This is a genomic window from Limisphaera sp. VF-2 (assembly GCF_049537125.1).
Classification (GTDB): Bacteria; Verrucomicrobiota; Verrucomicrobiia; order Limisphaerales; family Limisphaeraceae; genus Limisphaera.
Genome location: NZ_JBMVQY010000002.1, coordinates 315,353 through 340,515, shown reverse-complemented (window position 1 = coordinate 340,515; position 25,163 = coordinate 315,353). Strand labels below are relative to the sequence as shown.

At 62.6% G+C, this 25,163-nt stretch carries 15 protein-coding genes and 1 pseudogene; all 16 read right to left on the bottom strand.

What is annotated here, in order from left to right; translation table 11 throughout:
• Nucleotides 1–336: 336 nt before the first annotated feature.
• Nucleotides 337–511, bottom strand: a pseudogene (locus ACPDIT_RS08720) (hypothetical protein); the annotation flags it as partial.
• A 1,194-nt stretch (nt 512–1,705) separates the two neighbouring features.
• Complete coding sequence (locus ACPDIT_RS08715) at nt 1,706–3,520, bottom strand: DUF1565 domain-containing protein (protein ID WP_423442816.1); 1,815 nt, start codon at nt 3,518–3,520, stop codon at nt 1,706–1,708.
• 137 nt (nt 3,521–3,657) lie between these two features.
• Nucleotides 3,658–4,809: an ATP-grasp domain-containing protein gene (locus ACPDIT_RS08710; protein ID WP_423442815.1), complete on the bottom strand. Its 1,152-nt coding sequence runs from the start codon at nt 4,807–4,809 to the stop codon at nt 3,658–3,660.
• 474 nt (nt 4,810–5,283) lie between these two features.
• Entirely contained in the window at nt 5,284–6,012 is a 729-nt protein-coding gene (locus tag ACPDIT_RS08705) for a hypothetical protein (RefSeq protein ID WP_423442814.1), read from the bottom strand.
• 44 nt (nt 6,013–6,056) lie between these two features.
• Nucleotides 6,057–6,989 carry a DUF1565 domain-containing protein gene (locus ACPDIT_RS08700; protein WP_423443159.1) on the bottom strand — a complete coding sequence of 311 codons (933 nt, stop codon included), beginning with the start codon at nt 6,987–6,989 and terminating at the stop codon, nt 6,057–6,059.
• Between the two features lie 81 nt (nt 6,990–7,070).
• Complete coding sequence (locus tag ACPDIT_RS08695) at nt 7,071–8,222, bottom strand: GNAT family N-acetyltransferase (RefSeq protein ID WP_423442813.1); 1,152 nt, start codon at nt 8,220–8,222, stop codon at nt 7,071–7,073.
• Nucleotides 8,223–8,650: 428 nt separating this feature from the next.
• Nucleotides 8,651–10,111 (bottom strand): hypothetical protein, encoded by a 1,461-nt coding sequence (locus ACPDIT_RS08690; protein ID WP_423442812.1) that lies wholly within the window; start codon nt 10,109–10,111, stop codon nt 8,651–8,653.
• Between the two features lie 89 nt (nt 10,112–10,200).
• Nucleotides 10,201–11,589, bottom strand: coding sequence for an O-antigen ligase family protein (locus tag ACPDIT_RS08685; protein ID WP_423442811.1), 1,389 nt, complete (start codon nt 11,587–11,589; stop codon nt 10,201–10,203).
• Nucleotides 11,586–12,653: a glycosyltransferase family 2 protein gene (locus tag ACPDIT_RS08680; RefSeq protein ID WP_423442810.1), complete on the bottom strand. Its 1,068-nt coding sequence runs from the start codon at nt 12,651–12,653 to the stop codon at nt 11,586–11,588. Before ACPDIT_RS08680 ends, ACPDIT_RS08685 begins: the two co-directional genes overlap by 4 nt.
• Nucleotides 12,650–13,720, bottom strand: a complete 1,071-nt coding sequence (locus ACPDIT_RS08675) for a lipid II:glycine glycyltransferase FemX (RefSeq protein ID WP_423442809.1) — start codon at nt 13,718–13,720, stop codon at nt 12,650–12,652. Before ACPDIT_RS08675 ends, ACPDIT_RS08680 begins: the two co-directional genes overlap by 4 nt.
• The gene (locus tag ACPDIT_RS08670) at nt 13,713–14,546 is read right to left on the bottom strand and encodes a polysaccharide deacetylase family protein (protein WP_423442808.1); all 834 of its coding nucleotides are present in this window, start codon (nt 14,544–14,546) and stop codon (nt 13,713–13,715) included. The genes ACPDIT_RS08675 and ACPDIT_RS08670 overlap by 8 nt, the downstream gene beginning before the upstream one ends.
• Entirely contained in the window at nt 14,522–16,348 is a 1,827-nt protein-coding gene (locus tag ACPDIT_RS08665; RefSeq protein WP_423442807.1) for an asparagine synthase-related protein, read from the bottom strand. The genes ACPDIT_RS08670 and ACPDIT_RS08665 overlap by 25 nt, the downstream gene beginning before the upstream one ends.
• A 37-nt stretch (nt 16,349–16,385) precedes the next feature.
• Nucleotides 16,386–17,351 (bottom strand): glycosyltransferase family 2 protein, encoded by a 966-nt coding sequence (locus ACPDIT_RS08660; protein ID WP_423442806.1) that lies wholly within the window; start codon nt 17,349–17,351, stop codon nt 16,386–16,388.
• Nucleotides 17,344–18,303 carry a polysaccharide deacetylase family protein gene (locus ACPDIT_RS08655; protein WP_423442805.1) on the bottom strand — a complete coding sequence of 320 codons (960 nt, stop codon included), beginning with the start codon at nt 18,301–18,303 and terminating at the stop codon, nt 17,344–17,346. Before ACPDIT_RS08655 ends, ACPDIT_RS08660 begins: the two co-directional genes overlap by 8 nt.
• A 1,156-nt stretch (nt 18,304–19,459) precedes the next feature.
• Nucleotides 19,460–21,703 (bottom strand): glycosyltransferase, encoded by a 2,244-nt coding sequence (locus ACPDIT_RS08650; protein ID WP_423442804.1) that lies wholly within the window; start codon nt 21,701–21,703, stop codon nt 19,460–19,462.
• A gap of 1,180 nt (nt 21,704–22,883) precedes the next feature.
• Nucleotides 22,884–25,145, bottom strand: a complete 2,262-nt coding sequence (locus tag ACPDIT_RS08645; protein ID WP_423442803.1) for a polysaccharide biosynthesis tyrosine autokinase — start codon at nt 25,143–25,145, stop codon at nt 22,884–22,886.
• Nucleotides 25,146–25,163: the final 18 nt, after the last annotated feature.

The following is a 25,163-nucleotide window of genomic DNA, read 5'->3' as shown; positions in this document are numbered from 1 at the left end:
CCCGACCGGGGCTCTGCCACCTGATGGCGCAGACAGGCAACTTTTTCTGCACGGGAAACCGCGAGGTCCGAATGCGCCTGGTGGGAAGGGGCCGCGGGCGATGGGCATGCGCCCCGGCCCGGCCCCTGGAGTTGCGGGGCTCGCGGCCCTGTGCTCCATAGCGGCTTCATGCTGCGTGCGGTGCCGCTGGCGGCGGCTCTTGGCGCTTTGGAGGAAAAGCCCTCCGGAATCGTTCGAGCCGCTCGCCGGTCAGGGGCCCGGTGAACAGATCGAGATGCTTCACGATCCTCTCCAACGGTTCCAACCACCACTCAGAAGCCGCCACCACTTCCTCGACCTCCGGCGGGAAACGTTTTCGAATGGGCCGGGCCGGGTTTCCCCCCACGATGGTGAACGGGGGCACGTCTTTCGTCACCACGGCACCGGCGGCGACGATTGCGCCATTCCCGATGCTTCGGCACTTGGGCAGGATCGTCACCCTCGCTCCGATCCAAACGTCATGCCCGATCACCAGCGGATTGGCCTCAACCGGCGGCAGCACCTCCCGATCCGCCAGACCAAAACGGCCTCTGTAGAACAATGGATGTTGCGAGGGGAATTCCAGTGGATCGTTGCGCCTCAGGACGACCAACCCCTCGGCTATGCTGCAGAAGCGGCCCACGATGGTTCCACGCGGTAACTTGCCGGGGCTGAAGTCCGGAACGTAAGAGTATTCACCCCACTCGACAGAGTAATACTTTCGGGCAATCACGCGCCACGCTGGTGAGAACATCGCGCCATTCTCGACCCGCCTCAGCACTTCTCGCAAGAGCGGACGCAAAAGGCGCCACTGATACAGGAGAATGCAGATCCGCCCCGTCGCAGTCGGTTGTTGCCTGCGAGCCAACCTCGGAACCTGCCAGCCCGGGGCGGTAAACTCTCCTGTGGCCATTATTCGCAGCTGCCTGACGAAAGCCCAAAAAGCTCGGCGAATCGGGTGAACTCCTTCTGACTTTATACGGCACCGGCGTCCGCGCTTCAACCACTTTGTACCCAAAGCACCTTGGGGGCCTGGCTCTTTTGCCGGCCATGCTGTGGTGCGCAACCAACGCGCTCTCGCATGGGACTGATGCGCTGGCACGCCACCGGGAACGCCTTGCCCTCAGAGAGCGGGCATGTCAGATTCCCACCAGTGGCTGTGCTTGAACAGGTCGCAACACCTCACTGACCGGGACGCACAGCCGCCGTGGTACCTCCTTGTTTCGAGTCTTGGCGAACGTTTTCCGATCGCGTATCCGCTCGAACAGTGCGGCAGTTATGCTGCCCCCTGCTTCGCTTGTGGGGGCCCCCGGACGGGAGCTCTGCGGCATCGTGGACTCCCAGACGCGCGATTGCTCCGATCTCTTTGGGCGGTCTTGCGAACTCCCCACGTACGCCGGGGGCATACAGGCCGTGCCCTACGCGCAGAACCTCCCTTGCGGGCTTCTGCATGCTTGCAGGCACTGTGACAGCTCGGTTGGTTCCTGCGCCGCTTCTCCCTTTGGGTTCCACTTGATCTTTGCGTTGTTCGCGCAGAGGCGTCGTCCCTCTCAACATGTGGTTCCTACCGCCTTTCTGGGCTCACTCCAGTTGCGGTTTTTCCGCATGGGCTCAGCCTGTGGGATCATGACCCAGAGGTTCATCTTGTCCGGACGAAGTTTCGACGCGCCGCCTGCTCGGACCGGATTCATCGACGCAGACGGAACCACTTTGCTGGACTTTCCATGGGAAGTTCCACTGCCCAAGCACCGCTCGTCTCTCCGGGCGGGACCGGTACCGGCTCCCATGGCCCGCCGGGATCGGATGCCCATTCCAGGGTCCAGGGCCAAATCGACTTCGGCCATCGCACCCGCACTCTGTTCCCGCCCATCTGCTCTGCGCCCAGAGCCACACGTTCCACGTAAGGCAGCTCGTACGCACCGATCGTCACACCACCGACGCCCGCCCCCACGAGGCGCGAATCCGCTCTGGGCCGCAGACCGTCGTCCGCTGTGAACGGTACTCCGTCCGGTCCCAGCGGATCATCGATATTGACGAAGCCCGGATCACCTCCGTTCAGCTCGGGAGCCTCTGACCAGTTCGTTTTCGCCCCAAAAGAGGGCGGCGCCCCGGCCACGAAGTTGCCCTCCGCCACGATCGTGGATCGATCCCCCAGGATTTCGTACCACCCCGTTCCTTCCACCCCCACGGGCCAAACCGGCTCGCCACAATCGACGAACACGTTATTTCGGATCACGGCATTGGTCGCATAATTCGACACGTGCACAATCACGGGATGGCGTTCTCGCTGGACCGCGACATTGGACCGTCGGGCAACCCGCAAGAATGTATTCTGCTCGATCCACGTAAACGGCATCACGACACTGAGCCAACCGACATCCACGAACACGTTGTGCCGAATATACAAAGGACCGCTGGCGGTTGCATTCCGCTTCTGTGCGTTGATCACTCCTATGAAGCTGTGAATGAAGTTGTTGCTGAACGTGACATTCCCATACCGAACCGGCCAGTTGTCGAAGATGTCAGGCGAGGGGTCATAGACCCCCCAGCCAGAGTCCCGGAACCAATTTCCCGCGATCACGTGATTTGTTCCGGCCCAAAACAAAATATCCCATCCATTGTTGCGCTCGAAGATATTCAATTCCAACCGGTGCCCCACTCCCTGCAGGAAGCAGTAGTCAAAGCTGAGGTTCGAGAATCGGTTGCTGCGGAACACGCAACCCTCCGTGCCGCCCGCCGTCAGCAGGCCAAAAGCGGCGCTCGCCGTGATGTATGCGGGTTTTGGCCCCTCGGCTTGCAACGACTGGTTGGTAAGCGTTAAAACGGTGTCGGTAACCTCCCTTAGCACAAACGTGCCGGCGTTGTTGACCGTGACATTGGTGCCCCTTGCAACCAGAATCGTGTGTCCATGCCGAAAGCCTGCCTGGAGAAAGCCACCCACAGCGCTGTGAATCTGGTTCGGGGGAACGAACACAACGTCATCCCGCTTGATTCCAATACCGTCGCGGATGGTGCAACCAATCACTTCAAGGAAACTCCCTCCGTTGTTGACACGCACATACGCATCCGTCATGGAAGTCGTCGCGTGCCCGGTGATGTCGAATCCCTCCACCGTGATAAAGGGGTGATTAACGACCCACCCACGCATTTCCACAACACCTTGCGCCCGAAAGACGATACGATTCGTATGGCTGGTGCCCCCGCGAACCGTCGTGATGCGCTCCGGGTACGTTCCGGCGTGGACCACCACCACATCGCCCGGCTGGGCCATCGAAGCGCCCTTTTGGATGGTGCGCCACGGTGCGAGTTCCGTCCCGGGATTACCATCATCTCCGGTCGGGGCCACGTGCCAAACGGCACCGTACAGCCAAGGCGGTACGCCTGATGCTGCAGCTACGAGGAGAAATGTTCCCAGGCGCCAAAAGGCCGGGAAGGCCCGCTTGATGTACGAAACCGTCGCCGCTGCTCCGTCTGCGGCCGGTGCTGACTTTGTCTTCTTCATCGGACCATGAGTGTGACTGGCTGTTCACGTGTGCGCACCCGTCCCCCGAGGGAAGCCGCTATTCCGAGCCCCGAGGCTCGCAGCAGTCTCGGGTGCCGGAGATGTCTGTCCCTTTTCACACGACTGCCACGAGCACGTCAGGTTGCGGCGGAACTCGGCTGCCCCCGGTCTCTCCTCCGTTTGCCGGCCACCCGCCTGGCGAGTTGGTGCAGAACCATCGGAGCCGGATCGCGCACCAAATCCACGAGGGCATGACGCAGTCCCGCGGCCCAGCCCCTCCAACCTCGAGGGCCTGCCCGCCGCAGGCACTGCAGGATCGCTCCCGGTCTCGCGTAACGGAATCCCGCCGGCGGAGTTACGGCAGCCGGCAGGGTCCCATGCTCTGCGTACGCACACATCAACCAAGGGAAGTTTACCCCTGCGGCCGTGCAGGCCGGAAGCGTTCCCCAAAAGCGCCCGTTGATCTCCAACAGCCACACCCGCTGATCTTCCTCCTGCACCAAAAAGTCCATGTCGCACACCCCGCTCCACCGTAGAGCTTTCATTGCCTTCCGGCCCTCCTCCAGTACCTGCGGCTGCTCTACGAACTCAATGACCCCCGGCATTCCAAATCGCTCCCCTCCGGGCGCCACGGCCCTCCATAATGTGTAGGCCAATATTTCCCCATCAACGCAGAACACGGACAAGGAGTGATCCACCCCTCTGATCAGAGGTTGCACGATGAAGTCCTCTGCGCGCTCCCCGCAGGTACGTGCCATCTCCAGGAGCTGGTGTCTCGTTTCCGCCACCTGAAAGCCCTCTCCACCGCCGCGAGCGCGAGTCTTGAGGAGTACGGGGAAGGAGGGAATCTCTTCAAACCCTTCTTCCACGATTTGGCGCAGCTGCACAGTGGGAAGCATTTGTATGCCGGCCGCCCGTGCCGCAGCGTAGAGACGCCATTTGTCGGCAGCGATTTCGAGGGCGTTTACCGGTGGAAGTGGAGGCAGTTGATAATCATCCTCAAGCCGGCCACGCCGCGTTGCGCAAAGGTAGAAGTCTTCGCTGTTGACCGGGAGGAGAATGCATCGTTCGCCACGGTCTGCGCAGGAACCCAGTACGGTGAGGAGATCCTGCTCATCGCTGGCAATGCCCACCGATCGAAACTCCTCCACATATCGGCTCCACCGGACAGCGTGGACACTCTCATCACCAACGACAATGATGGTATAGCGTCGGGTTCGTCCCAATGCCCGAATCACCTTCAACGCCAGCGAGCAATTCCTGCGTGCGAGAATGACTACGTGGCACATTTCTCTTAACGTCCCCTTCGGATTCGCTCCGGATCTCCTTTCTTCCTGCACCCGAGGGACCCCGGCCATCGCCCCAAAGCGAATCCGCAGCGGCCCTTCCGCCGGAGCCGTCGGCCGATTCCCCCGTACAGCGGGCACCATGAAAGTGTGTCCTGGTTCAATTCCCACCCCGGCAACGGTTCCGAACCCTCCAAAGTCACGCTTCAGACACACAGACCACCTGGGTTTCCGCTGGTTCGCCAGCAAACGGGGCTGGATTCTGCGGTGCAATATCATGTCGCATCGCCCCGGGCATGTGACCTGTACGGCCCGGGGCCTTCCTTCACACAATACGTGTTTGCGGCGATGGACCAGGCTGCACTTGGTCGCTTCAACTAGCAGACAGTTTATCTACGCGGGGACGGCCCTGGGCCGCAAGCCAGGGGCCTGCCGATCGGCCAACCCGCTTGCACCAAATGTATGGCCCCATGTCTGCTAACGCCGCAGGCGGAACAACCCAGATGCCCTCTCCAAGGAAACCTCCACCTCCAAGAACTGACCCACTTGCGCTGGGGTCACCGCCACCGGAGCCCAAGGGCCGCCCGGATCGGGTGCCTGTTCCAGGGTCCAGTTCCAGATCGACTTCGGCCATCGCATCCGTATTGCGCCGGTGTCAATCCGTTCGGCCTCGAGCGCGACACGCTCGACGTAAGGCAATTCATAGGCCCCGATGGTTGCACCCCCCACGCCTGCACCCAACAGCCGCGAATCCGCCCTAGGTCGCAGCCCATCGTCCGCCGTGAACGGTACTCCGTCCGGTCCCAGCGGATCATCAATATTGACAAAGCCCGGATCTCCTCCGTTCCGCTCGGGGGCCTCGGTCCAGTTGGTCTTCGTCCCATACCCGGGGGGCGAGCCCGTGACAAAATTACCCTCCGCGAGGATCGTCTCAGCCGGCCCGTCAATGAAATAGAAGCCAACACCCTCCGGTCCAACGATGGGAGATGCCTCGCCGCAGTCCACGAAAACGTTGTTCCGAATCACAACGTTTGTGGCTCCAATCGACGAGCGGACGATGATCGGGTGCTGAACCACCATGGTGACCGGCGTGTTGGTCCTCCCGGCGCGAAGAAAAGTGTTGTTTTCAAGGATCGTGCCCGGATGCGTCAAATCCAACCAGCCGGTGTCCACGAATACGTTCCTGCGAAGTACCCAGCCAGACATGGTTCCAGCTCCCTTTTGTGAGGCTATAACGCCGGGAAAGCCGATCACCAGATCCTCTTCGAAAATGACCTCCGCATACGGCAGCGGTGTGTAGTTCTCCATTGCATCCGGAGATACTTGGAAAACCCGGAGTGGTCTCTGCCGAATGTTGTTGCGTCTGAAGACGTGGCCCCTGCCTCCGAAGTGCATCGCGTCACAACCGCCGCACTCTTCGAGGACATTGGCCTCGAGGAGGTGATTCGTACCACCCACCATCTAGACATCATAAGCGAGGCGGCTGAAGCGATTCCCCTGTACGAGCGCACCAAGGACGTCACTTTCAATGAACAAGGCGAAGCAATAGCTTCCCGTGATGTAGATCGGCGTGGGCCGTCCTCAAGCAAAGATTCTCGAACCCACAGAGTGTCGCCTGTAACGTCCGTCACCAAATAGACACCGTTGTTCCTGAGGGACAGAGGACGGGCAGCCGGAAAAAAGGCGACACAGGTTCCTGGACGAAAGCCCGCATCAACAAATCCACCCTTGGACACCCTAACCGCGTTGCTCGAGGAGTCGAACACGACTGCCTGATCCACGAGTTCGATCCCATCGCGAACATTCGAACCTCTCAACTCGAAGTAGTTCGCACCATTCTCAACCCGGATATATGCGTCCAATGTGGATGCTGCAGAGTGTTGTGTGATGTCGAACCCCTCGATGGAAATGTACGGGTGCCTCACCACCCACCCTCGCATTTCCACCCGGCCCGAAGCCCGAAACACGATTCGATCCGCTGCATGGGTGCCCCCGCGAACGGTGGTGACACGTTCGGGATACGTTCCTTCCTGAACCAAGACCAGGTCTCCGGGCTGAGCGAGAGTCGCAGCTCTCTGGATGGTGCGCCACGGTGCCTGCTCTGTACCGGGATTCGCGTCGTCGCCGGTCGTGGCCACGTGGTAGACGGCACCCCCGAGGGACGATCCCCAGGCGATCACCATCGCCAAAACCGCCGCGCCCAAGTTGCGTCTTTGCAGCTGCCTCACTTTACCCGGGGAGGGATTGTAAGGTTCTGGAATCAACTAAAAATCGTGGCGCAACCAAAGGCTCCACTGCGGGCGTTTCCAACGCTCCGGCAACCGGGGCTGAATCCGGCGGTACCACAGCTTATGGTAACCCCATTGGAGGAGGAGGCGCACGCTCCGGGCCGACCACCGGCGAATCCGCTCCTGTGGTGAACGACAGGAGAACCGATAGATCCAGACCGGCCGCTCCAGGGCGCCCAAGCGCAGCTTGTAAGGGTAATGCCCCAAGCCTCCTTCAATACGTTTCCTGCCCTCCCGAATCGCCTCCTGGATCATGACCACAATGCCCGTGGGGCCCAGGCTGAAACGGTCCCACTCGGGCCCCACTTCTCGGGCCGGCAATTCCCAGAACCAACGGTCCGACCAGGCGAAGGCGTACTGGGCGCACACGGTTTGGCCGTTCGCCCGAATCCGCAAGAGCCGAACCCGCTGGTGACGGGCCTGCGCCCGGACCAGCGCGCGGTTGTACTCAAGACCGCGTGGCCAGGCCCCAAAGTGTCCGGGTAAACCTTCGGTCCGCCATTGCGCTGTGTGCAGCCGCGTGAATTCTTCGAACGCATCGCTCAAAGCTTCACGCCCGCGTCCCAACACCTCCACCACAACCTCGTACTCTTTTCGCAGCATCCGAAGTTCGTACTTTCGGCGATTCTTCTGTTCATTCTTGCCCAGTGATGACAGATATGCCTCCAGGGTTTCCGGCAGCAGGAACCAGGTGTAAACGCCAGCGCTCCGCTTTTCAGCGCGCCAACGCCCAGGGCGCTCTGGATCGCTCTCCAAATCACGGTGAGCCAGGGTGAACTCTTCCGACACGGGCCCCAAACTGAACAGACCGCAACCATCCTGCTCGAGCCGGCTCAACGCCAGGTGCATGCATTGAACGGCCCACGTTCCACCCAGCGGCGGGTCGAACACTTTCGGAGGAATGTTGGCGCCCACAAGCCGCGCGACGGTGAGAGCCAGTGGGGGCAACCCGATCCGCTGCATGTACACGGGCAGCAGCCCGACGATCTCGCCATCCTTGCGGAAGATCATTAGCCTCAGCTCGCACCCTCCACCATAGAACTCCCACCAGGTGCGGAGCCAGTCCCAGGTCATGTAAATGGGCCCGCCCAGGCGTTCGACGGCTCGGTCCCATTCACAGGGCTCCAAGCCCGCACTTTCGAACGAATTGGTGACAGTGAGCTGTACACCTCCAACGGCGCCCGACGGACCACCAGGGTGCAACGCTGCGCCCGGGTCTATGGACCGGACCGGACTGACGTCCGCGGGTGCACAAGGGGGAGTTGTTGGATCCATGAGTTGCGCTGTGCTTGGGCCAAGCCCTGGTTGACGAGACTTGTCCTCACCCGGGGCCGCGCCGCCCTCGAAGGAGACCTGGTTGTGAGGACTCAAGTTCGATGTGTCCGCCGCTGCCCCATGAACGGCCATGCCGCCGCGTCCCACGACGGCCGGTCCACCAGCCTCGCGACTACAAAACCAACCGACGTCGAATGCCGAACGACGACGTGGACATTTTGCGCCCAGGAGCGGCGCGGCGAGTCAGCCGGGAGCCCTGGAGGTCGGTACGGGCAACAACCCTAAGGGTCCGGAACGACCGCACGCAATCGGGGCGGAGGGACCAAGCGCTCCGGAGGGGGAGCCCGAAAGGCATAAGGCCCAATATCCCAGGTAGTGCCTCGGGGGTTCCCGAGGATGTCCGTGGCGAAGACATTGCCCAGGTTGTAGCCCCGGCCGATCAGGGGACTTCCCTCCAGCAACCGGAAATCCAGGCGCTGCCAATCCACAAAGCGCGGGTCCCCGCCGTTGATGCCGTTTGGTTCCCACCACTTGCCCCAGGTGGCCCAACCGCCCGGGTTGCCTATGGGCCGCTTCAACGGGTCCTGTTCCACCGGAGTAAAACCTGCCTTTGCCACATAATTGTAATCAGCGACGACGTTGGTGAGTTCCAAGGAGAATCCGTACCATCCAACGGCAATTCGCGAATCTCCGCAATCCAGGAACACGTTGTTCATGACCCGGGCCCCGTGGGCATAATTTGTCCCGGAACGACCTCCGTACGTGTTGGGGTAGTACCTCGAGCCGAAAGAGAGGGCGTGACCGCCATTCGTTTTGTTACAGCGAAGGAAGATGTTGTTGTAGTATTTCACTTCGGGCATGGTGCAACTCGCCTGCAGGGCAATGTCCACGAAGACATTGTTTCGAAACGTCCAGTCGCGGATTTCGGGCACCAGGTTGCCTTCCAACTGCGTGAGTTGTCCACCCCATACGCCGATGACCCAGTTACCCTCGATGACGTGTCCCATGCTGCCGTCACCGTTGTTGCCGAAGGTCTGGATGAAGTCGGGGTGATTGCCCACGCCCGTGTAGATGAAATTGTTCGAGCAAACGTTGTAGCCCAGGTAATTGTTTCGGCCGAACAGCCGAAAGAAGTCCACTGCTCCCCCGTCATGGACGAAGTTCCCGATCACGCGGTTCGAGTCGCCCATCACGCTGAGCATGGTAATGCCGAGCACGTTGCGCACCTCGTTGCTCACGATCAGGCAGTGGCTGGCCGCCTCTCCCTCGCCGAACGGTTTGGTCCGAGGGGCCTGCCATTCGATCCCGTACACTCGCAGAGCGAATCCGGCATCCAACACGCAGTTGGACAAGACTCCAAAATGCCCGCCATGGGCGAAGTACACCAGGCGCGAATATGCCTGGGTGACCCCGGTAAAAGTGACATTCTGCACGGTGATGTAGGGGTGCCGGAAGGTGAACTGGCGGAGGATGGCCCCTCCCTGGCCGTCCAGCGTGATGCGCTGCTCGGGGGTGCCGGGCCGCACACTGGCCACGGCCTCGTCATAGCGTCCCGGGGAGAGCAGCACCACGTCGCCCGGTTGGGCAGCGTTCATCGCGGCCTGGACGGTCACGTAGTCCTGAGGGACCTGCAAGGTGGCGGCTTCCACCGCCCCCTTAAGCCCGACACAAGCCAGTGTCAGCGGCGTCATTACGCGCGCCACCCTCTGCATGCCGCCTCGCAGCAGGATTCTCAAATCCATCTTGGATTCCAATTTGGCCGTCTGCCTCCGTCATGCGAAGAGCAGGCCTTGTGCCGGACGAATGAAACTGCGCCATCCACAACCAAGGCTCAGACCGGCTTTGGCTGCGCTGGAGAGCCGGGCGGGGAAGGTGAATCCTGCCACGCCAGGGGGGGTGGCTGCGGCACTGGCGCTCGAGGCGTCTCGAGCTCAACGATCGGCTCCTCCAGGGAGGACCAGCCAGGTCCCTCCGCGAGGGACACTCGCAACGTGGCCAACAGGCCGAGTGTCAAATAAAGGAACAGAATGGATTGATCGAAGTACGCAACCGAGACACAACTGGCCGCGTGCGCGAACAAGGCAGCTCCGACTGCCCAGACGAAGAATTCGCGCTCTCTGTCTACTTGCCGCCACGCTTGCATGGCGGCGCCTGCGTAACGAAATCCACACCAAATCAGGGCAATGAACAAGCTCATCAGGAGCAGCCCGCCTTTGACGCCCTGGCCGAGGTAGTGGTTGGTGATGTCCACGTGGTCCTCGCTCCAAGGGACCCCGTATGGGAGCCAGTGGCGGGTATAATCCGTCCCCGCCCACCACCACTCCTTAAGATGCCGGATCGCCGCATCGATCAGTGCCGATCGGTGGTATGAGGAACTGCCGCCGGTCAGATCGATTCGCGCGATCAGGTAGTAAGCCGGCGCCTTCATGACCAGTTCCAACAGAACGTAGCCCACCACGGCGGCAATCCGCATTTGGCGGGTCCAATGACGCCACCGCCAGAGGACGAGCGCAAACAGGCTGAAGATCACGCTCATCAAGGGACCACTGGAAGCCGACGCCAGGACCATGACCCCGCATGCGGCCAGGCCGACCTTGGCCGACACTGGATACCTTCGCCACAGGCCGATCATCAGGGGAATGCAAACCGCCCCAACAGTTCCTGCCAAAATGGCGTGAGCGAAGGGGCCCTGAGAACGAATCCGACCGTTTCGAATGGCCGGTTCCTCCGGGACGGCCCCGAAGACGGAGAACAAATTATGCCAGGTCAGTTGTTCGTAGACCATCTCCGCTGCCACGGGCACCAAAACCCACGCGGTCATCCGGATCAAACCGTAGATCTCCTCTTCATTCTGGCAGAAGCAGCGAATGAGGAAATAGATGCACAGGGCGTTGTACACCATGCCCAGGTGAAACTGCAGCGTGGCGCCGGGGTTCTCGTGGAAGGCGCTGGCCAGAATCGCCCACGCCGCCCAGGCGAGGAACAGTTTGTCCATCCCAATGAAGCCACCTGCAGGTCGTTCGCCACGCACCAGGACCCGGAGCACTCCCGCGAGCAGGAGGAGCCGGATGATGGGAAAGTTCAGGCCGGCCACTTCGATTCCCTGCCCCAAGGTCATGTAGCAGGCGCCGGCCAAGAGCGGCACCGCGGCCAGATGCCTGGGCAGGACCCAGATGGCCAGCGTGGCCAGCAACAGGAACGTGAATGCCAGAGGCGTCATGAGACTCTTGCCGGCTCCGCAGTGGGGGCAGACGAAAGGGAGGTACGGCCCTGAGGTTGGGTGGGAACTTCGGCCTCACGACCACAGCAAGCCCATTGCCACAGCAAGCGGGTGCGTTGCCAGGCAGTTTCCAAGCGGGCCGATGCGCGTCTCGATCCCCGGGCCAGGGCGTACGGAAGCCAGAGCGCCGCCAACCGAAGGCCCGCAGCAAGAGCCACGGCCCATCGGTGCCGGCGCGCAGCTCCCGCTCCCCGATACTTTTCAATCAACTGGTTGATGGACCGCTGCTTCATGAGCACTGAAAACCCGGAGGGCGCTTTACGACTGGTCGCGCCACAGGCGTGAATGATGGCGCAGTCTGCGTCGTAATACAGTTCCCAGCCCAGCGCGCGGACGGTTCGAGACAGATCCACGTCCTCCGCATACATAAAGTAGCGTTCGTCGAACCAACCGGCCGCGTCGAGGACGGCTTTCCGGACCAGCAAGAAGCCTCCATAGAGTTTTTCAACGCGCCCACTGCGTGTTGGGTCGTGTCGGGGAACCCAGCGGGAAAGCAGCCCGCGGCGCAAAAGCCCGGGCACTAAAAGCTCGAGGAAAACCCGCCCGGGTGTGGGAAACCACTGAAGTCCCAATTCCTGGACGGTGCCCTCCGGGTACCGCATCTGGCAGCCCAACATGCCTACCCGGGGCCGGTCCAACAGGGAGCGCACGGCTTTTTCCAGGGTGTCCGGAAACAGTTCCGTGTCCGGGTTGAGGAACAGGACCAGCGGCGTGTCCACCCAGGGCCGAGCGAAGTTGTTGCCGCGGCCGAAGCCCAAATTGGCGCCGGTGTTGAGGACCTGGAACTCAGGGAACTCGGCCGCAGCCCGTTCCCGGCTTCCATCGCGGGAGTCGTTGTCCACGACGATCACCTTGACCGGGAAGGTGGTTCGGCTGTTCCGAATGCTCCGCAAGCAGCGCAACAACTTCTCCCCCCCGTTCCAATTGACGATGACGATGGTCAACGAGGTCGGCTCCATGCGGGACGGTCCCGAGGATTCCACCGATGGCAGCGTCTGGATCATCGCAGGATGTTCTGCCTCCATGAGTGGAGTGCCCTCTGCCAGCGCTCGGCCCAGTGTAACAATCTCCGTCTCGCCTCGGACGCGCCGAGTTCAAACCTCCCCAGTTGATGCACCTCGAGTCCTCCCATGCCGGATTTGAAGTGATAGACTCCCGGGTTGGCTTCGGGGTTGATTCCTCCCAGGTCGTAGAAGCGACAGCCCACACTTTTCAAATACTCGATCATGCGCCACTGCAGAAGATAGGAGGCCTTGCTTTTCAGGCCTTCCTGCCCTGTGGCGCCGAGGAGGTAAATCCCTGTGTCACCGACAGCCGTGGTCACTACGCCAGCATGCAACTGTCCCGATTGCCCGGCGAGGGCCACCCGCATTTTCTCCGGCGGCGCCAGATGCTCCTGAATACGCAGGAACTCCCGGACATCCACGCTGGTTTCGAATCTCTTGCGGGACATCATCTCATCGTACAGTCCCACAAACCTGCCGAATAGCGAGCTCTCGTTGCCCTCCGTGATCTCAAGTCCGTTGCGCGTGGCGGCGTTGAGTTGATTCCGCCATTTCCCGTCCAGTCGCTTGCGGACTTCCTCAAGGGGCGATTCGAGGTCCACTCGAATGGTTCGATAAGGGATGGCGGACGCGTCCTTTTGAAAGCCAAGTTGTTGCAGTACCTGCAGCGCGGTAGAAGCCTGTTCGTCCTCTTGGAAGAGATTGGGAATCACACGCAGCACCCAGCGGCGGCGGTGGACAAACTCGCAAGCCAGGGATCGGAGTGCCTCCCGAAAGGCGCATGCATGCCAGGGCTCCGATCGCCGCTGGACGCAAGGCCCCCACCGGACGTAGGCCACTCCAAACCATCGTCCGAAACGGATTTGCCGGACCTGAGCGATGGCTCGGACGCCATCCGCATCGCAAACGACCAAATGGGTGAGCGAGGCGCGCCCCCAGGAAACGCTGCCGTAAGCATGAGTTTGGTAGAAATTCCCGTCGGCAAACTCCGCCAGAAGGTCGCTCCATTGCATGGGAGCCAACGGCTCGAGACGGGTTTGCCAATGGATGGCCGAGACCTCAGTCATTGTGCGCGCTCCGCACGAGGCTACGAGCTGGTCCCCAAGATCGCCCGGGGCCCCGCCTGCCAGCCGCTGCCCACCGATAACAGCCCCGAAGCTTGAGGACGAATTCGCAGCGCAGGTCATGCGGCTCCACAGCCACGCGGCCAATCACCTCGGGTAGCACCCCGCCGTCGAGGCACACCGGTTCGATGCCGAAAAGCCGCGTGTAACCCACCGCGCGTGCGCACTCGACCACGGCCGGATTCCACACGCCGTGCGGGAAGCTGAGCAAGGTCACCGGGCGACCCAAGATGTCCTCGAGAGCGTACTTGGAATCGCGCAGTTCGCATTCCAAGGCTTCGCGGGTGAGTTGGGTGAGGCGAGGGTGGTTCACCGTGTGCGAACCCAGGGTGGCTCCCGGCAATCGGGCCAGCGCTGCCAGTTGCTCTGCCGACATCACCTGCTCCTGCCAGAATGGGTGTGCGGGCGACTGTACCCAGGACGGGCGTCGCCCCAGGCTCCCCGTGGGTACGAACACGGTGAAGGGCAACTTCCGTGCGACCAGCTCGGGCACTGCGTTCTCCAGCACGGACACATAGGCATCGTCGAAGCTGATCCCTGCCCAGAAGCCCGCGATCGGCGTCGATCCATCCAGCGCCCAGGGTTGGGCATGCTGGCACAGGAGGTCCAGTTGACCTGCGAACGAGCGCCTGTATCGAGCAGGCACAGCATGGTAATACAAAACCACGCCGCGCGGCGAGTCGTGTCGCGAGAGGCGCACCGCATCTTGGGCCCGGTCGGCACAATTCAGGGCCGCGCTGAGGATCAATTTGAGAAACCGACGGAGCATGCACGGTGCCGCCACCAAAGTTTGAGTGTCAGCATGGCCACGAACAGAAAACATTGGTCCACCGGGAAATCGGCCGGGCGGCGGGGCAATTCCCGCCATCCGGTGACCTTGAGGAAGAGGCCCTCCAATTCCGGCGTGGGCACAGACCAATGCCGCTCCAGGGCGGGGCTGTGGCGATAGTAGAAGCGCCAGTTGGGCCAGGATCCGTCTGAGGCAAGACTCGTGCGCCATGCGCGGATCTTTCGGCAGAGCCGCAACCACTGCCAGGAAAGGGCTTCCTGCCACGCGGGCGCGTCCAGCCGTGCGCCGGTGTTGGCGTCCGGCACCGCCAACAGGGGCGAATCGGCAAGCAGTCTTCGCGCCGTGTTGAGGAAAAGTTTGCGGTTCAGCTTCCATCGCCACGGGGTTCGCTGGTAGATCCGCAACACCTCCAAATCCGTGACCGGCGGCGACCAAGCCAAGAGCCGTTGGGGCACAAGTCGCTGCTCATTGTCACCCTCGTAGCAGAGGGGGAAGGTGCGCAGGGTTTCGATGCGGAACAAGGCGGCGTCGTCGAAGCCTTGTCGGAGGGCGGGTGGAATCCGCTGCTCCCAACGTTGCTCGGCCTCGTGGGCGAGCGGGGTGTGGAAGCGCCAGCGGGTGAAGTAGAACTCGTGATCGAACGAAGCCAGCGTTTCACGGCCGTCCCACACACGAATCCGGCGGTTCAACGGCAATCCCTTGAATAAATAGTCGCAGTAGCAGCCCGTGAGCAGAATCCCGGCGTCTTTCTGCTCCAAGGAGTCCAGGACCCCGAGGAAATGATTGTTGGCGAAGGTCCCCATCCCGCCCGAGATGCGGACGCCTACCGGGGCGTGATCGCCGTAATAATCACGGGAGCGTTGCAGCGGGAGGAACTCGACGTCTGCAGCGCGGGCGATGGCCCGGGCCATGCGAAACTCACGGTTGGGCACGTCGTAACAGGTGAACGCAAAGGCGTTGCGGGGATCACTCAGACAGGCCAGCACGAGCCGGGAGTCGAGCCCGCCGCTGAGCGCAACTGCCACGCGGCCCAGGCGGGGCAGCGTGCGCCGCTGGACGGCGCGGCGCCAGGCTTCCGCCAGGGCACTGGCCAGGTCGTCCTCCGTGGCGGCCGGCTCGGGTCGGTATTCCAGCCTGAAATATGTGCGATCCGACAGTGTTCGGGCTCGGGTGTCCCATGTGAACACGGTGCCCGGGGAACAAAGATGGATGCCCTCGTAGTAGGTGTGCGGCGGTGTGACCGTGCTGGCCATGACGAACTCGGCCAGAGAAACCGGGTCGATTCTCTCGACGCGGCCCGTCGCTGAGGCCAAAACGTCCGGATGCGAGGCCCAAACCCAGAATCCATCCTGACAACAGCCGTACAAAGGAAAACAGCCGGCGGGGTCGCTGCGCAGATGCACCCGGCGGCTCGCTGCATCATAGAGGACGATCACCGCATTACCGCTCAGGTCGTCCCAGGCCCGGGTATCGTCGGAGCGGAATCGTTGCCAGACGGCCCGGCCGGCCAGACCCCCCTCCAGACCGGGGAGGACTTCGCGTTCTGCGGTGCTCCATTCTGCCTCGTCGAGAGCAAGGAAGCCGGCAACCGCAGCAATGCCACCGTCAGGCAGCGTGCAAGGAGCCCAAAGCGAATCGGGCGGGGCCCACGTGAGCACCAGGCGAAATTCCGGTGTTTCCCAGGTTTTGGTGCGGATTCGATCCGACCACGAAAGGAGCGCCTCCACGTTCACGTCTGAACGCCGCTCCGGAGGACGTGTGTCCAGGAAGAGGTCTGGCATGGATCATGTCGGCCCCCGGGTAAAAGCAGCCGTGGGCCTAAGAGCGTCGCTCGATCGGAGCGGGTGCGGATGACGGGGAACGATTCTTCACTGCCGCGGATGACGGTCCCGCTTCAGGATCGATCGAGAGGCGGATGGACCACAAGCCGGGCCGGCCGAGCAGGGCGTTTCTCTGATGGCGGCGGACGTAGCGGCGAAACTCGGAATCGTCCACGCGGGGCATCCGGCGGAGATAACCGCTCAGGTATCCCCAGGCAAGGGCCAGCCCTCCCACGAGATAGGGCCAACGGAGCCCCCGTCGAAGACACTTGGCGAGCATGAACAGCGGGTCATAGCAGGCCACATAGTTGGCCAGACCGTTCTTGACCCAGTTACGCCAACGACCATCGGCAGTGCCGGTATCCTTGAGCTGTTCGACCTTTAGTTCCGGGAACGTTCGCGTGCTCCAGCCCAGCATGTTGGCCTTCAGTTCGTCCACCGTGTCCCAACCGGGCAGGCGCAATAATCCCCCGATCTGTTCCCAACAGGCCCGACGGTAGATCTTGGTCGCCCCGCGGACGTGAAAGGCCGGATCATCCGCAGCCTCGACGATCAACTGCTCCGCCACCCTTTTGCAGACCACACCTCCGCCGATCCCAAGGCGCGGATCTTTTTCGAAATGCTCCAAACAACGCGCAAAATAATCCGATGGAAACGCCAGATCCCCATCGAGTTTGACCAGGTACTCCCAAGACAGGTCGGCGACCAGAACGCACCCCTCGTGAAAAGCCTCCATGACGCCCGTTCCCGGGAGACGTCGGCCGCGGTCGGCCCGGTGCAATACCCGAATCCAATCATGCTCCCGGGCCGCCTCCTCGGCCACCCGCCCGGTGCCGTCGGTGGAGCCGTCATCCACGATCACCCACCGGGCCGGCCGGCGCGTCTGCGCCACCATCGAGGCAATAGTGCGCGGGAACCGGTCGGCCTCGTTCCGGACCGGCGTAATGACGACGTAGTCACTCATGCAAGGCCTGACGAGCGGCCGGGACGGGCCGCGCACTGGGAGGCGTCCTGTGTCCACCGAACATACCCGATTTCAGATGCCGCAAGAGACGGGCGAAGGCTTGCGCTTTGCCCATCCAGTCATAGGCACCTGCGAGTTTGGCCTCAAGGAGGCATGGGTCATCGGCGTCGTTGAGCGGCAAACGTGGCAGCATCAGAGCCGGCGTCGTGGGCCGAACGCGGCCGATGCGCGTCGTCACGGCCGATTCGTACCCCGCCCTGCCCAACAGGTCCAGCAAGTGACAGGCGTAATCGCGTCGCTCGGCCGGAAAGGCGTAAGGGTGGGCGAAGCTGCGGACGGGACGACTCAGGCGTTCTTCCAAGGTAGCCTTGCTCTCTTTCACTTCCCACTCGATCTCCGGCCAGGGAAGGCGTGGTAATTCCGGGTGCGTGACCGTATGGGCACCGAACTCGATGCCTGCAGCAGCCAGCTCCGCAATTTCCGACCATGTGAGGCAGGGTCGGCCGACCACGCCCGGCACTGTGGAGGCGCCGCGCGGTTGAAAGTTGCGGCGCTGATCTCCAATGAAGCCGGTCGCAAGATACATGGTGGCGCGGAAGCCCAGTCGCTGCAAAACCGGAAAGGCCGCGGTGTAAAAATCCTGAAAGCCGTCGTCGAAGGTGATGGCCACCGGGCGCTCTGGCGCTGCGGAGGCGCTGCTTCCCAGACCGTCCTGCAGCCAGGTCAGGCCCTCGGAAAGCGTTACGCCACAATACCCGTGATCTTTCAGCCACTGCATCTGCGCAGCGAAGCGGACGGGATGCGTGCAGAGGCGGTAGTAAGGCGGCACGCCCGGTTCCGGATCCGGCGAGATGCTGTGGTACATCAGCACCGGGAGAACGCGCCCGCGCTCGTGCGCCCGCCGATACCAAGGGCGGACGAGGACGACCGAGAGCCAGCGATCCCAACGCATGCGAGGTCACCACCGAGCACGCGGAGTCTTCAGACAGGGCCCACAGAGCATGCAGAACACGCAGGAGAAAAAGCCCACAGAGCAATCAGAAATCAAGGCCCATGGATCACGCAGGTCACAAGCTCGCAGATCACACAGAGCATGCAGATTAAAGAGCCCACGGATCACGCAGAATACGCAGAAAAAAGCCCGCAGAACACGCAGAATACGCAGAAGGCAGAACCCGCGGAGCAAACAGAGCACGCGGATTGGAAGGGGTCCGCGGACTGACGTCGGCGGCTACGGAAAGGCTCGTGGCGCAGGCCTCTGACCTGCCGTAACCCCGGCTTCCAGCCGGCGGACGTCGCAAAACACCGGGCGGTTCCGAAGTCCTCCACGAGATCACGCCGCAGCCCCGGCAACCCCTTGGCAGCGGCACCGATCTGCTGGCTTTCCTGGAACTCCGTAGCCTTCGCAGACCAGAGGTCTGCGATACGGCAGGCTGGAAGCCTGCGCTACTAGGAAAGCCCACATCCGGACGAGACGGTGATCCACCGACTGCCGTCGGTGGCTACGATCCCAGGTCCGCCGACTCCCGTCGGCGGCCACGCGGTAAAGCCCACAGAGCACGCAGAATACGCAGCATCCCGCCATTCAATTCCCACACAACGGATGAATGATGTGGCAATGCGGGTACGAAATGATTTCTCCATGAAAGCCGCGGGAGCCGTCCTCAGGAGCGCAGGTCTCCGACCTGCCGTATCGCCGGCTTCCAGCCGGCGGACGTCGCAAAACACCGGGCGGTTCCGAAGTCCTCCACGAGCTCACACCGCAGCCCGGGCAACCCCTGGCAGCGCCACCGATCTGCTGGATTCCCTGCCACTCCGTGGCGTCCGCAGGCTGGAAGCCTGCGCTACCGAAAAGCCCACAGAACACACAGAACACACCGATGGAAGGTGATCCGCCGACTCATGTCGGCGGCTACGGGCGCGGAAATGACAAGGCCACGCACCTTGCCGGGATACCCGCAGACTCGGAAGTCCGCGATCCAGCAGGCTGGAAGCCTGCGCTACGAGGAAAGTCCACAGAGCACACAGAACACGCAGATTGGAGGTGATCCACCGACTGCCGTCGGCGGCTACGATATTGGGAGCCCACAGAACTCGGCGGGTTGCCTTCATTTCTTTTCGGCGGCTACCGGGACCGCAGGCGCAGTTTGGGTCGAGCCCGTGTCCGGTGGCAGAGCCGCCGCGGGCGCTCCGGAGTCAGGACCGTTCGGTACCCGGCCCCCGCACAGGTGCTCCACCAGGGCGAGGTAGTCGGCCTTGCGCACCTGCCAGCTCTGGGCCCGGGCATACGCCTGCGCACGCTCGACTCTGCGTCGTGTGGCTTCTGCGTCCTCCAGGACCTCGATCACGGCCTCCGCCAGGGCCTCCGGATCGCCCGAGCGGAAGAATCGGACCATAGAGTCGTCGAAGTAATGTCGGTCGATGCGTGTTTCAGAAACGACCACGGGTACGCCGAGGGCCATGAATTCCATGATCTTGGTGCTGTAGGCCTCGTTCCCGAAGGAATCGGCGCGCTTGGGCACAACTCCGACATCGGCAGCAGCCATTTTTTGCGCGACCTCGCGTGCCGGCACCGGCAGGTGGAATTTGACCGCGTCGGCCAGTCCCAGAGTCCGGGCCAGCGCCTCCCAGGGTTCGCGCATCGGGCCGTCCCCGTAGATGTGAAGCTCGACTGAGGGGAACCGTTGTCGGATCCGCGGCATGGCGCGAATCGCGATGTCGATTCCCTGATGCTCCTGCAATCCACCGGGGAAGATGAGCAGCGGCCCCTCGGATCCGTTCCGAGCCGGCCGCAGGTCGGGTCGGAACACGTCCAGATCCACGTGATTGATGAAGACCGAGCAACGTCCCTTCGTTCCCGTGCGGCGCTCGTACAACGGCCGCCACAAATCGTTGCTGATGATGATATGGTCGGCGCAGCGGGCAGAGAGACGCTCTGCCCAAGCCAAAAGCCAAAACCAGAGAGAAGTCTGCGGCCGACCAAAACGACTGCAAAAGAACTCGGGCAGAATGTCGTGGATGTCGAGAATGACCCGGGCGCCGCGGAGGCGCGGGTACAGCGCGGTCAGGACAAGGAAATCGGGGACGTTGTGGACGTGGATCAGGTCGTAGGGGCGCCGGCGATGCTCGCGGACCAGGTGCCAAGTGGCCTTGATGCAGAAAGCAAGCACCGACCTGGCCAGTTGCCACGGGCCCTTCTCTTGTTTGCCGAACCGGTCCTGGAGTCGATGGACGCGGACGCCGTTCACCGTGTCGCGCCGGGGCAGGTCCGGGGAGTGTCGAAGACCGAGGACTTCCACGTCATGACCCGCATCGCGAAGGGCCTCGGAATAGCGAATAATCCGGTGGTCCCGGCTGTACACCGAGTGCGTGACCATGGCCACGCGGCGAGGCCGGCGGTGAGCAGGTGGCCGGGGGAGGTTCCGAACAAACCGCGCCACGTCCCGCGGCAATGCATGCCAGTACCGACCCGCATAATGTTCGGCCACATATTGAAGAAGCTGCCGGTAGTGTTCGACGGGGAAGGTAAAGGGGTCCTGGGGTTCGTCCGAGAAGCGAAGATAGTCGGGATGAACGTTGACCAGGACCATGCCGCCGTGTTGGGCGATCCAGTCGAGCTTGCGCAGCCAGAGTTCCGGGGAGTTTTTCTCGAGCAACAGGAAGAGCGTGGAGTCTTGAACCAGAGTGTACGGGAGTTCCACAAAACCGCCACGCCGAGCGGCGCCTCCGGCATCCCCTGCAGATCCGGGCGCCGGGACCCAGAATGGAAAGATCATTCCGGCGCCGTCCGGCATGGGCTCAAAGGGATCCGTGTCGAAAGTGGATGCGTCGTACTCGATGTCGAGGTCGTGGAGCCAATCCAGTCGTCGCAGCATGAATCCGGCGCGGAATCCCACGGCGCGCCATTCGCGGAGGTAACGGTTGATCTTGGCCGCATGCCGGTGGAAGGCTTCGCGGTTGTCGAAGAGGTGTCCGTCGTGATGCAGATCGTGGACGCCGACCTCGAAGCCGTGCCGATCCAGTTGGTCGCGGAGCATGGGCGAGAGATGGTATTCGCCCTCGGGGATGAAGTTGAAAGAGGAGCGAAACCCGAGTTCCAGCTCCAGCTCCATGAGACGCCGGCACCGGCTCAGGCCGTCGAAACCCTCCACGTCGTGCGTGAGGACGAAGGCAAATTGCCTGCCGTCGGGCCAACCCGACCAGCCCTCCGGGGGTTTTTCGGAGCCCGGCAGAATGGGCCAGATGTCCCCGTAACGCCGCAGTTGGCGACGGGTGTAGGCCCTTCGCAGGCGCAGGCGAAGGCTGCGCGGCAGGAACGGCTTCAGGGTGTACCAGATGCGATTGCGGAACATGGGCCAAAAGGTACTCCGCGAATCCCGCGGAGAGGGTCCGCAAGAGTTGGCGAGATCAAAGAGGGCCCGCGGAACTCCTCATCCGGTGGCCGCCGCGGGAACGCGGCGGATGCGAAGTTGGTCCACCGAGTCCCGTTGGTGGCTACGACTGAAAGCCCACGGAGCACGCTGAAGAAAGCCCACGGAACACGCAGAACACACAGATTGGAGGCGATCCACCGACTGTCGTCGGTGGCTACGAGTGAAAGCCCACAGAACACACAGAATACGCAGATGGAAGAGTGGTCCACCGACTAACGTCGGTGGCTACAAATCATGGCCCACAGATCACGCAGAACACGCAGAATCAAGCTTGGGGTGAGTAATCACCGGACAGAATGGGGTTGCGATGTTGTGCACGTCGACGCCTGGAGTTTCCGCCGACTGATGTCGGCGGCTACAAGTCAGAGCCCACAGAGCATGCAGGAGTCACCGGGTAGCCGTCGCGGAAACGCGGCGCACGCGAAGCTGGTCCACCGACTCCCGTCGGTGGCTACCGGATTAGGATCCGCCGACTGACGTCGGCGGCTACGAATTAGAGCCCACGGATCATGCAGACTACGCAGAATTGAACATATGCCACGGAAATGGGGCGCTGCGAAAGAGAGGCGGCTGGCCGGGACAACAGAAGGGCGGGCTCCGCCCCCGTCAATTCGCAGTGCTGCGATTGACCGGCACCGACAACTCCGTTGTCGTTCATGTTTGTTCCGGGTTCGGCCGGACCTGTGCCCACCGAACCCGAAGCATCGGCTTCCGGCCCCGTGCCGGGCCGGTGCCGACGCAATGGTTCATCGACCGAAGCCGATGACTTCTAAAAGCCGTTTACGCCCGCGTTCTCTCACGCGCCGCAGACAGCCTGCCGCCAGTCCGATTGCGCGTCCCCACCCCACGAGCCTGCGCTGCACCGACTGTCTGGACAGAACGAAACCCGCCCTTTGCGTCGCAGCATGGACCGTCTTTGGAGCCGAGCAACGCCCGGCCCCCCGGCCCGAGACGGCTTCCCACGCGCCCGGTGGCGGATACCGGCCGGGGAAACAGGGTTGCGCTGCGGGCCGGGGACTCCTCGCCGCAGGTCCCTCGGCAATGCAACCACGAGCCCGACCCTCATCCGAATCTGGATCGCGTCCATGCCCATCAGGGCTCAAAGTTCCTGCCGAAGTCGTTCCGGCACGTAATCCCGCTTTTTGTTGAGCACGGCCGTGACATTGGCCTTGGATTCCTGAAGCAGCGAATAGGCGCGTCGGGCCAGTTCCTGGCCGGTGCGCTCGGCTTCCACCACCATCAACACCATGTCCATGTAACCTGCCAGTCGCGCCGTCAGAGTGGTTTGGGAGACGGGCGGCATGTCGAAAATGATGTAGTCGAACTGACTGGCCTTCATTTTCGGCACCAGGTTCGCGAAGCGCCGGGGTAAAACGCGGGGCAGCTTCTGGTCGTTGGTCTCGGCGGCCGAGACCAGGTAAAGGTTCTCTTGGACCATGGCGACGTCGGTCTTGCCCTGCTCGAGGGCTTCCACCAACCCGACCACCGGTTTGCCATGCTGGAACTGTTGCGTGGCACCCTGTTCCAGGTTCATGTCCACCAGCAAGACGTTGCCGTCGCCGGTCTCGGACAAGGAGGCGGCCAGCCCGGCAGCCAGCGTGCTGACGCCCGCCCCGGGATGACAACTCGTGACGGCCACGAGTTTGGGCTTGTGGGTCATGTTGCGAATTTCGAAGTAAGTGACAATCCGATCCCGCAGGCCGTCGAAGAACGGTCGCATGGGATCGTTCTGCGACCACACGGCCAAGGGGCCGCCCGCCGGCGTTGCGGGAAGCGCAGAATCGCCGGCCACACGACTCGAGCCGCCACCCGAGTCGGGCTTGGGACCGTGTCCGTTGCGGGAAGCCCGGCCGGAGCCGAACCACCCGCCGCGACGGCGGATGACCGGAATGCTGAGCATGAGCGGCACGCGGAGGTTTCGCTCGATGTCCACCGGCCGGCGAATGGCCACATTGAACATGCGTTCCAAACCAAAGGCCAGCGCCAGGCCCAGGGCCAGGCCGCCCCCCAGGCAAAGCGCCATCGGCTTGGCGAACTCGAACAGATCGCGGCCAGCAGGAGAAGGCGCTTGGACAATGCTGATGTTGGTGATCTTCCCGGCTCCCAGGGATTCTTCCACGCGGGCCTTTTCCAGGCTGGCGGAGTAATAGCGCAAGTTGGCCTCGTCGAGCTCCCGTTTGCGTTCCAGTTCGACCAGGCGCGGTTCGATAGCCGCCACGCGGGCTGCTTCACCGCTGACGCGGGTAATTTGGTTGGACAAAACCTTGAGCTTGGCTTCGAGGGACAGCACGCGGGCCACGGCTTGGGCGACGTCGTTGGTGTTCAGGCCGAGGGTCGGCGGCACCACCGGAGTGGAGAGAAGGGCCGGATACTCCTGTTCAAGCTGCCGCTTCCGCTCATCTGCGACCGCGATCTGCTCACGGATGCGCCGTACGAAGGGGTGCTCGGAGGCAAAGCGCAGGAGCAATTCGCTTTCGCGGCGCCGGAACGCGTCCAATTCCGCCACGGCCATGCGGTATTGTTCGGCCACGTCGGGGGCCACGGCCGGGGTGGCGTTGGTGGGGATGGCGTTGGTGCCCAGGGTTTCGGCCAGGTGCCCGAGGGCTGCGCGGCGCTCGGCCAGCTCGGCTTCCGCAGCCAGCAACTCGTCCTGGAGCCGGGACAACTGCGCCAGCAGCGCCCGCTTGGACTCTTCCAGAGAGATGATGTTGGCCTCCGCCTTGAGTTTCTTGATCTCCTCCTCGGTCTGTGCGAGACGGGCCCGGATCTGATCGGCCTGCTGGGCGAAGAAATCGTCCAACACTCCCCTGCCCTGGTGGATGGCCACGTGTCGCTCGAGGTAGGTGCGAACCAGGGCGTCGAGCACCTGCCGCGCGATCATGGGATCGGGGTGTCGGTAACGCGCTCGGATGATGTTGCTCCGACGTGGCACCTCGACCTCCAATCCGCCCCGCACTACCCCAGCGGCGCGGGTGCGATCCTCGTCTCCGCCGTAGGCGGCCAGGATGTTGCGCGGCCCCACCGCGTCGGCCACCTGCAGGGCGAGGTCGAGGCTCGTGAGGATTTCGAGCTCAGAGTTGATGATGTTCTCTCCCCGGGTGTCGGGGGTCCGGATGTCGGAATCCTCGGTCTTGGCCACCGTGGGTCGGCTTTCCTGGATGTAACGGATCAGGATCTTGGCCTCGGTGACGTACGAAGGCGGATTTCGGAAATAGATGAAGGCAGCGGCGGCCACGCCGAGCAGAAAACAGGCGAGGATCTTCCACTTGTGGCGGAAGAGCATGTACTGCAGGTCGGCCGCGTTCAATCCGGAGGACGCGGACTGCGCCGGCCGGGCCTGGATGGGGATCGGGTCACTCATAATCGGGGCACTTCGTCT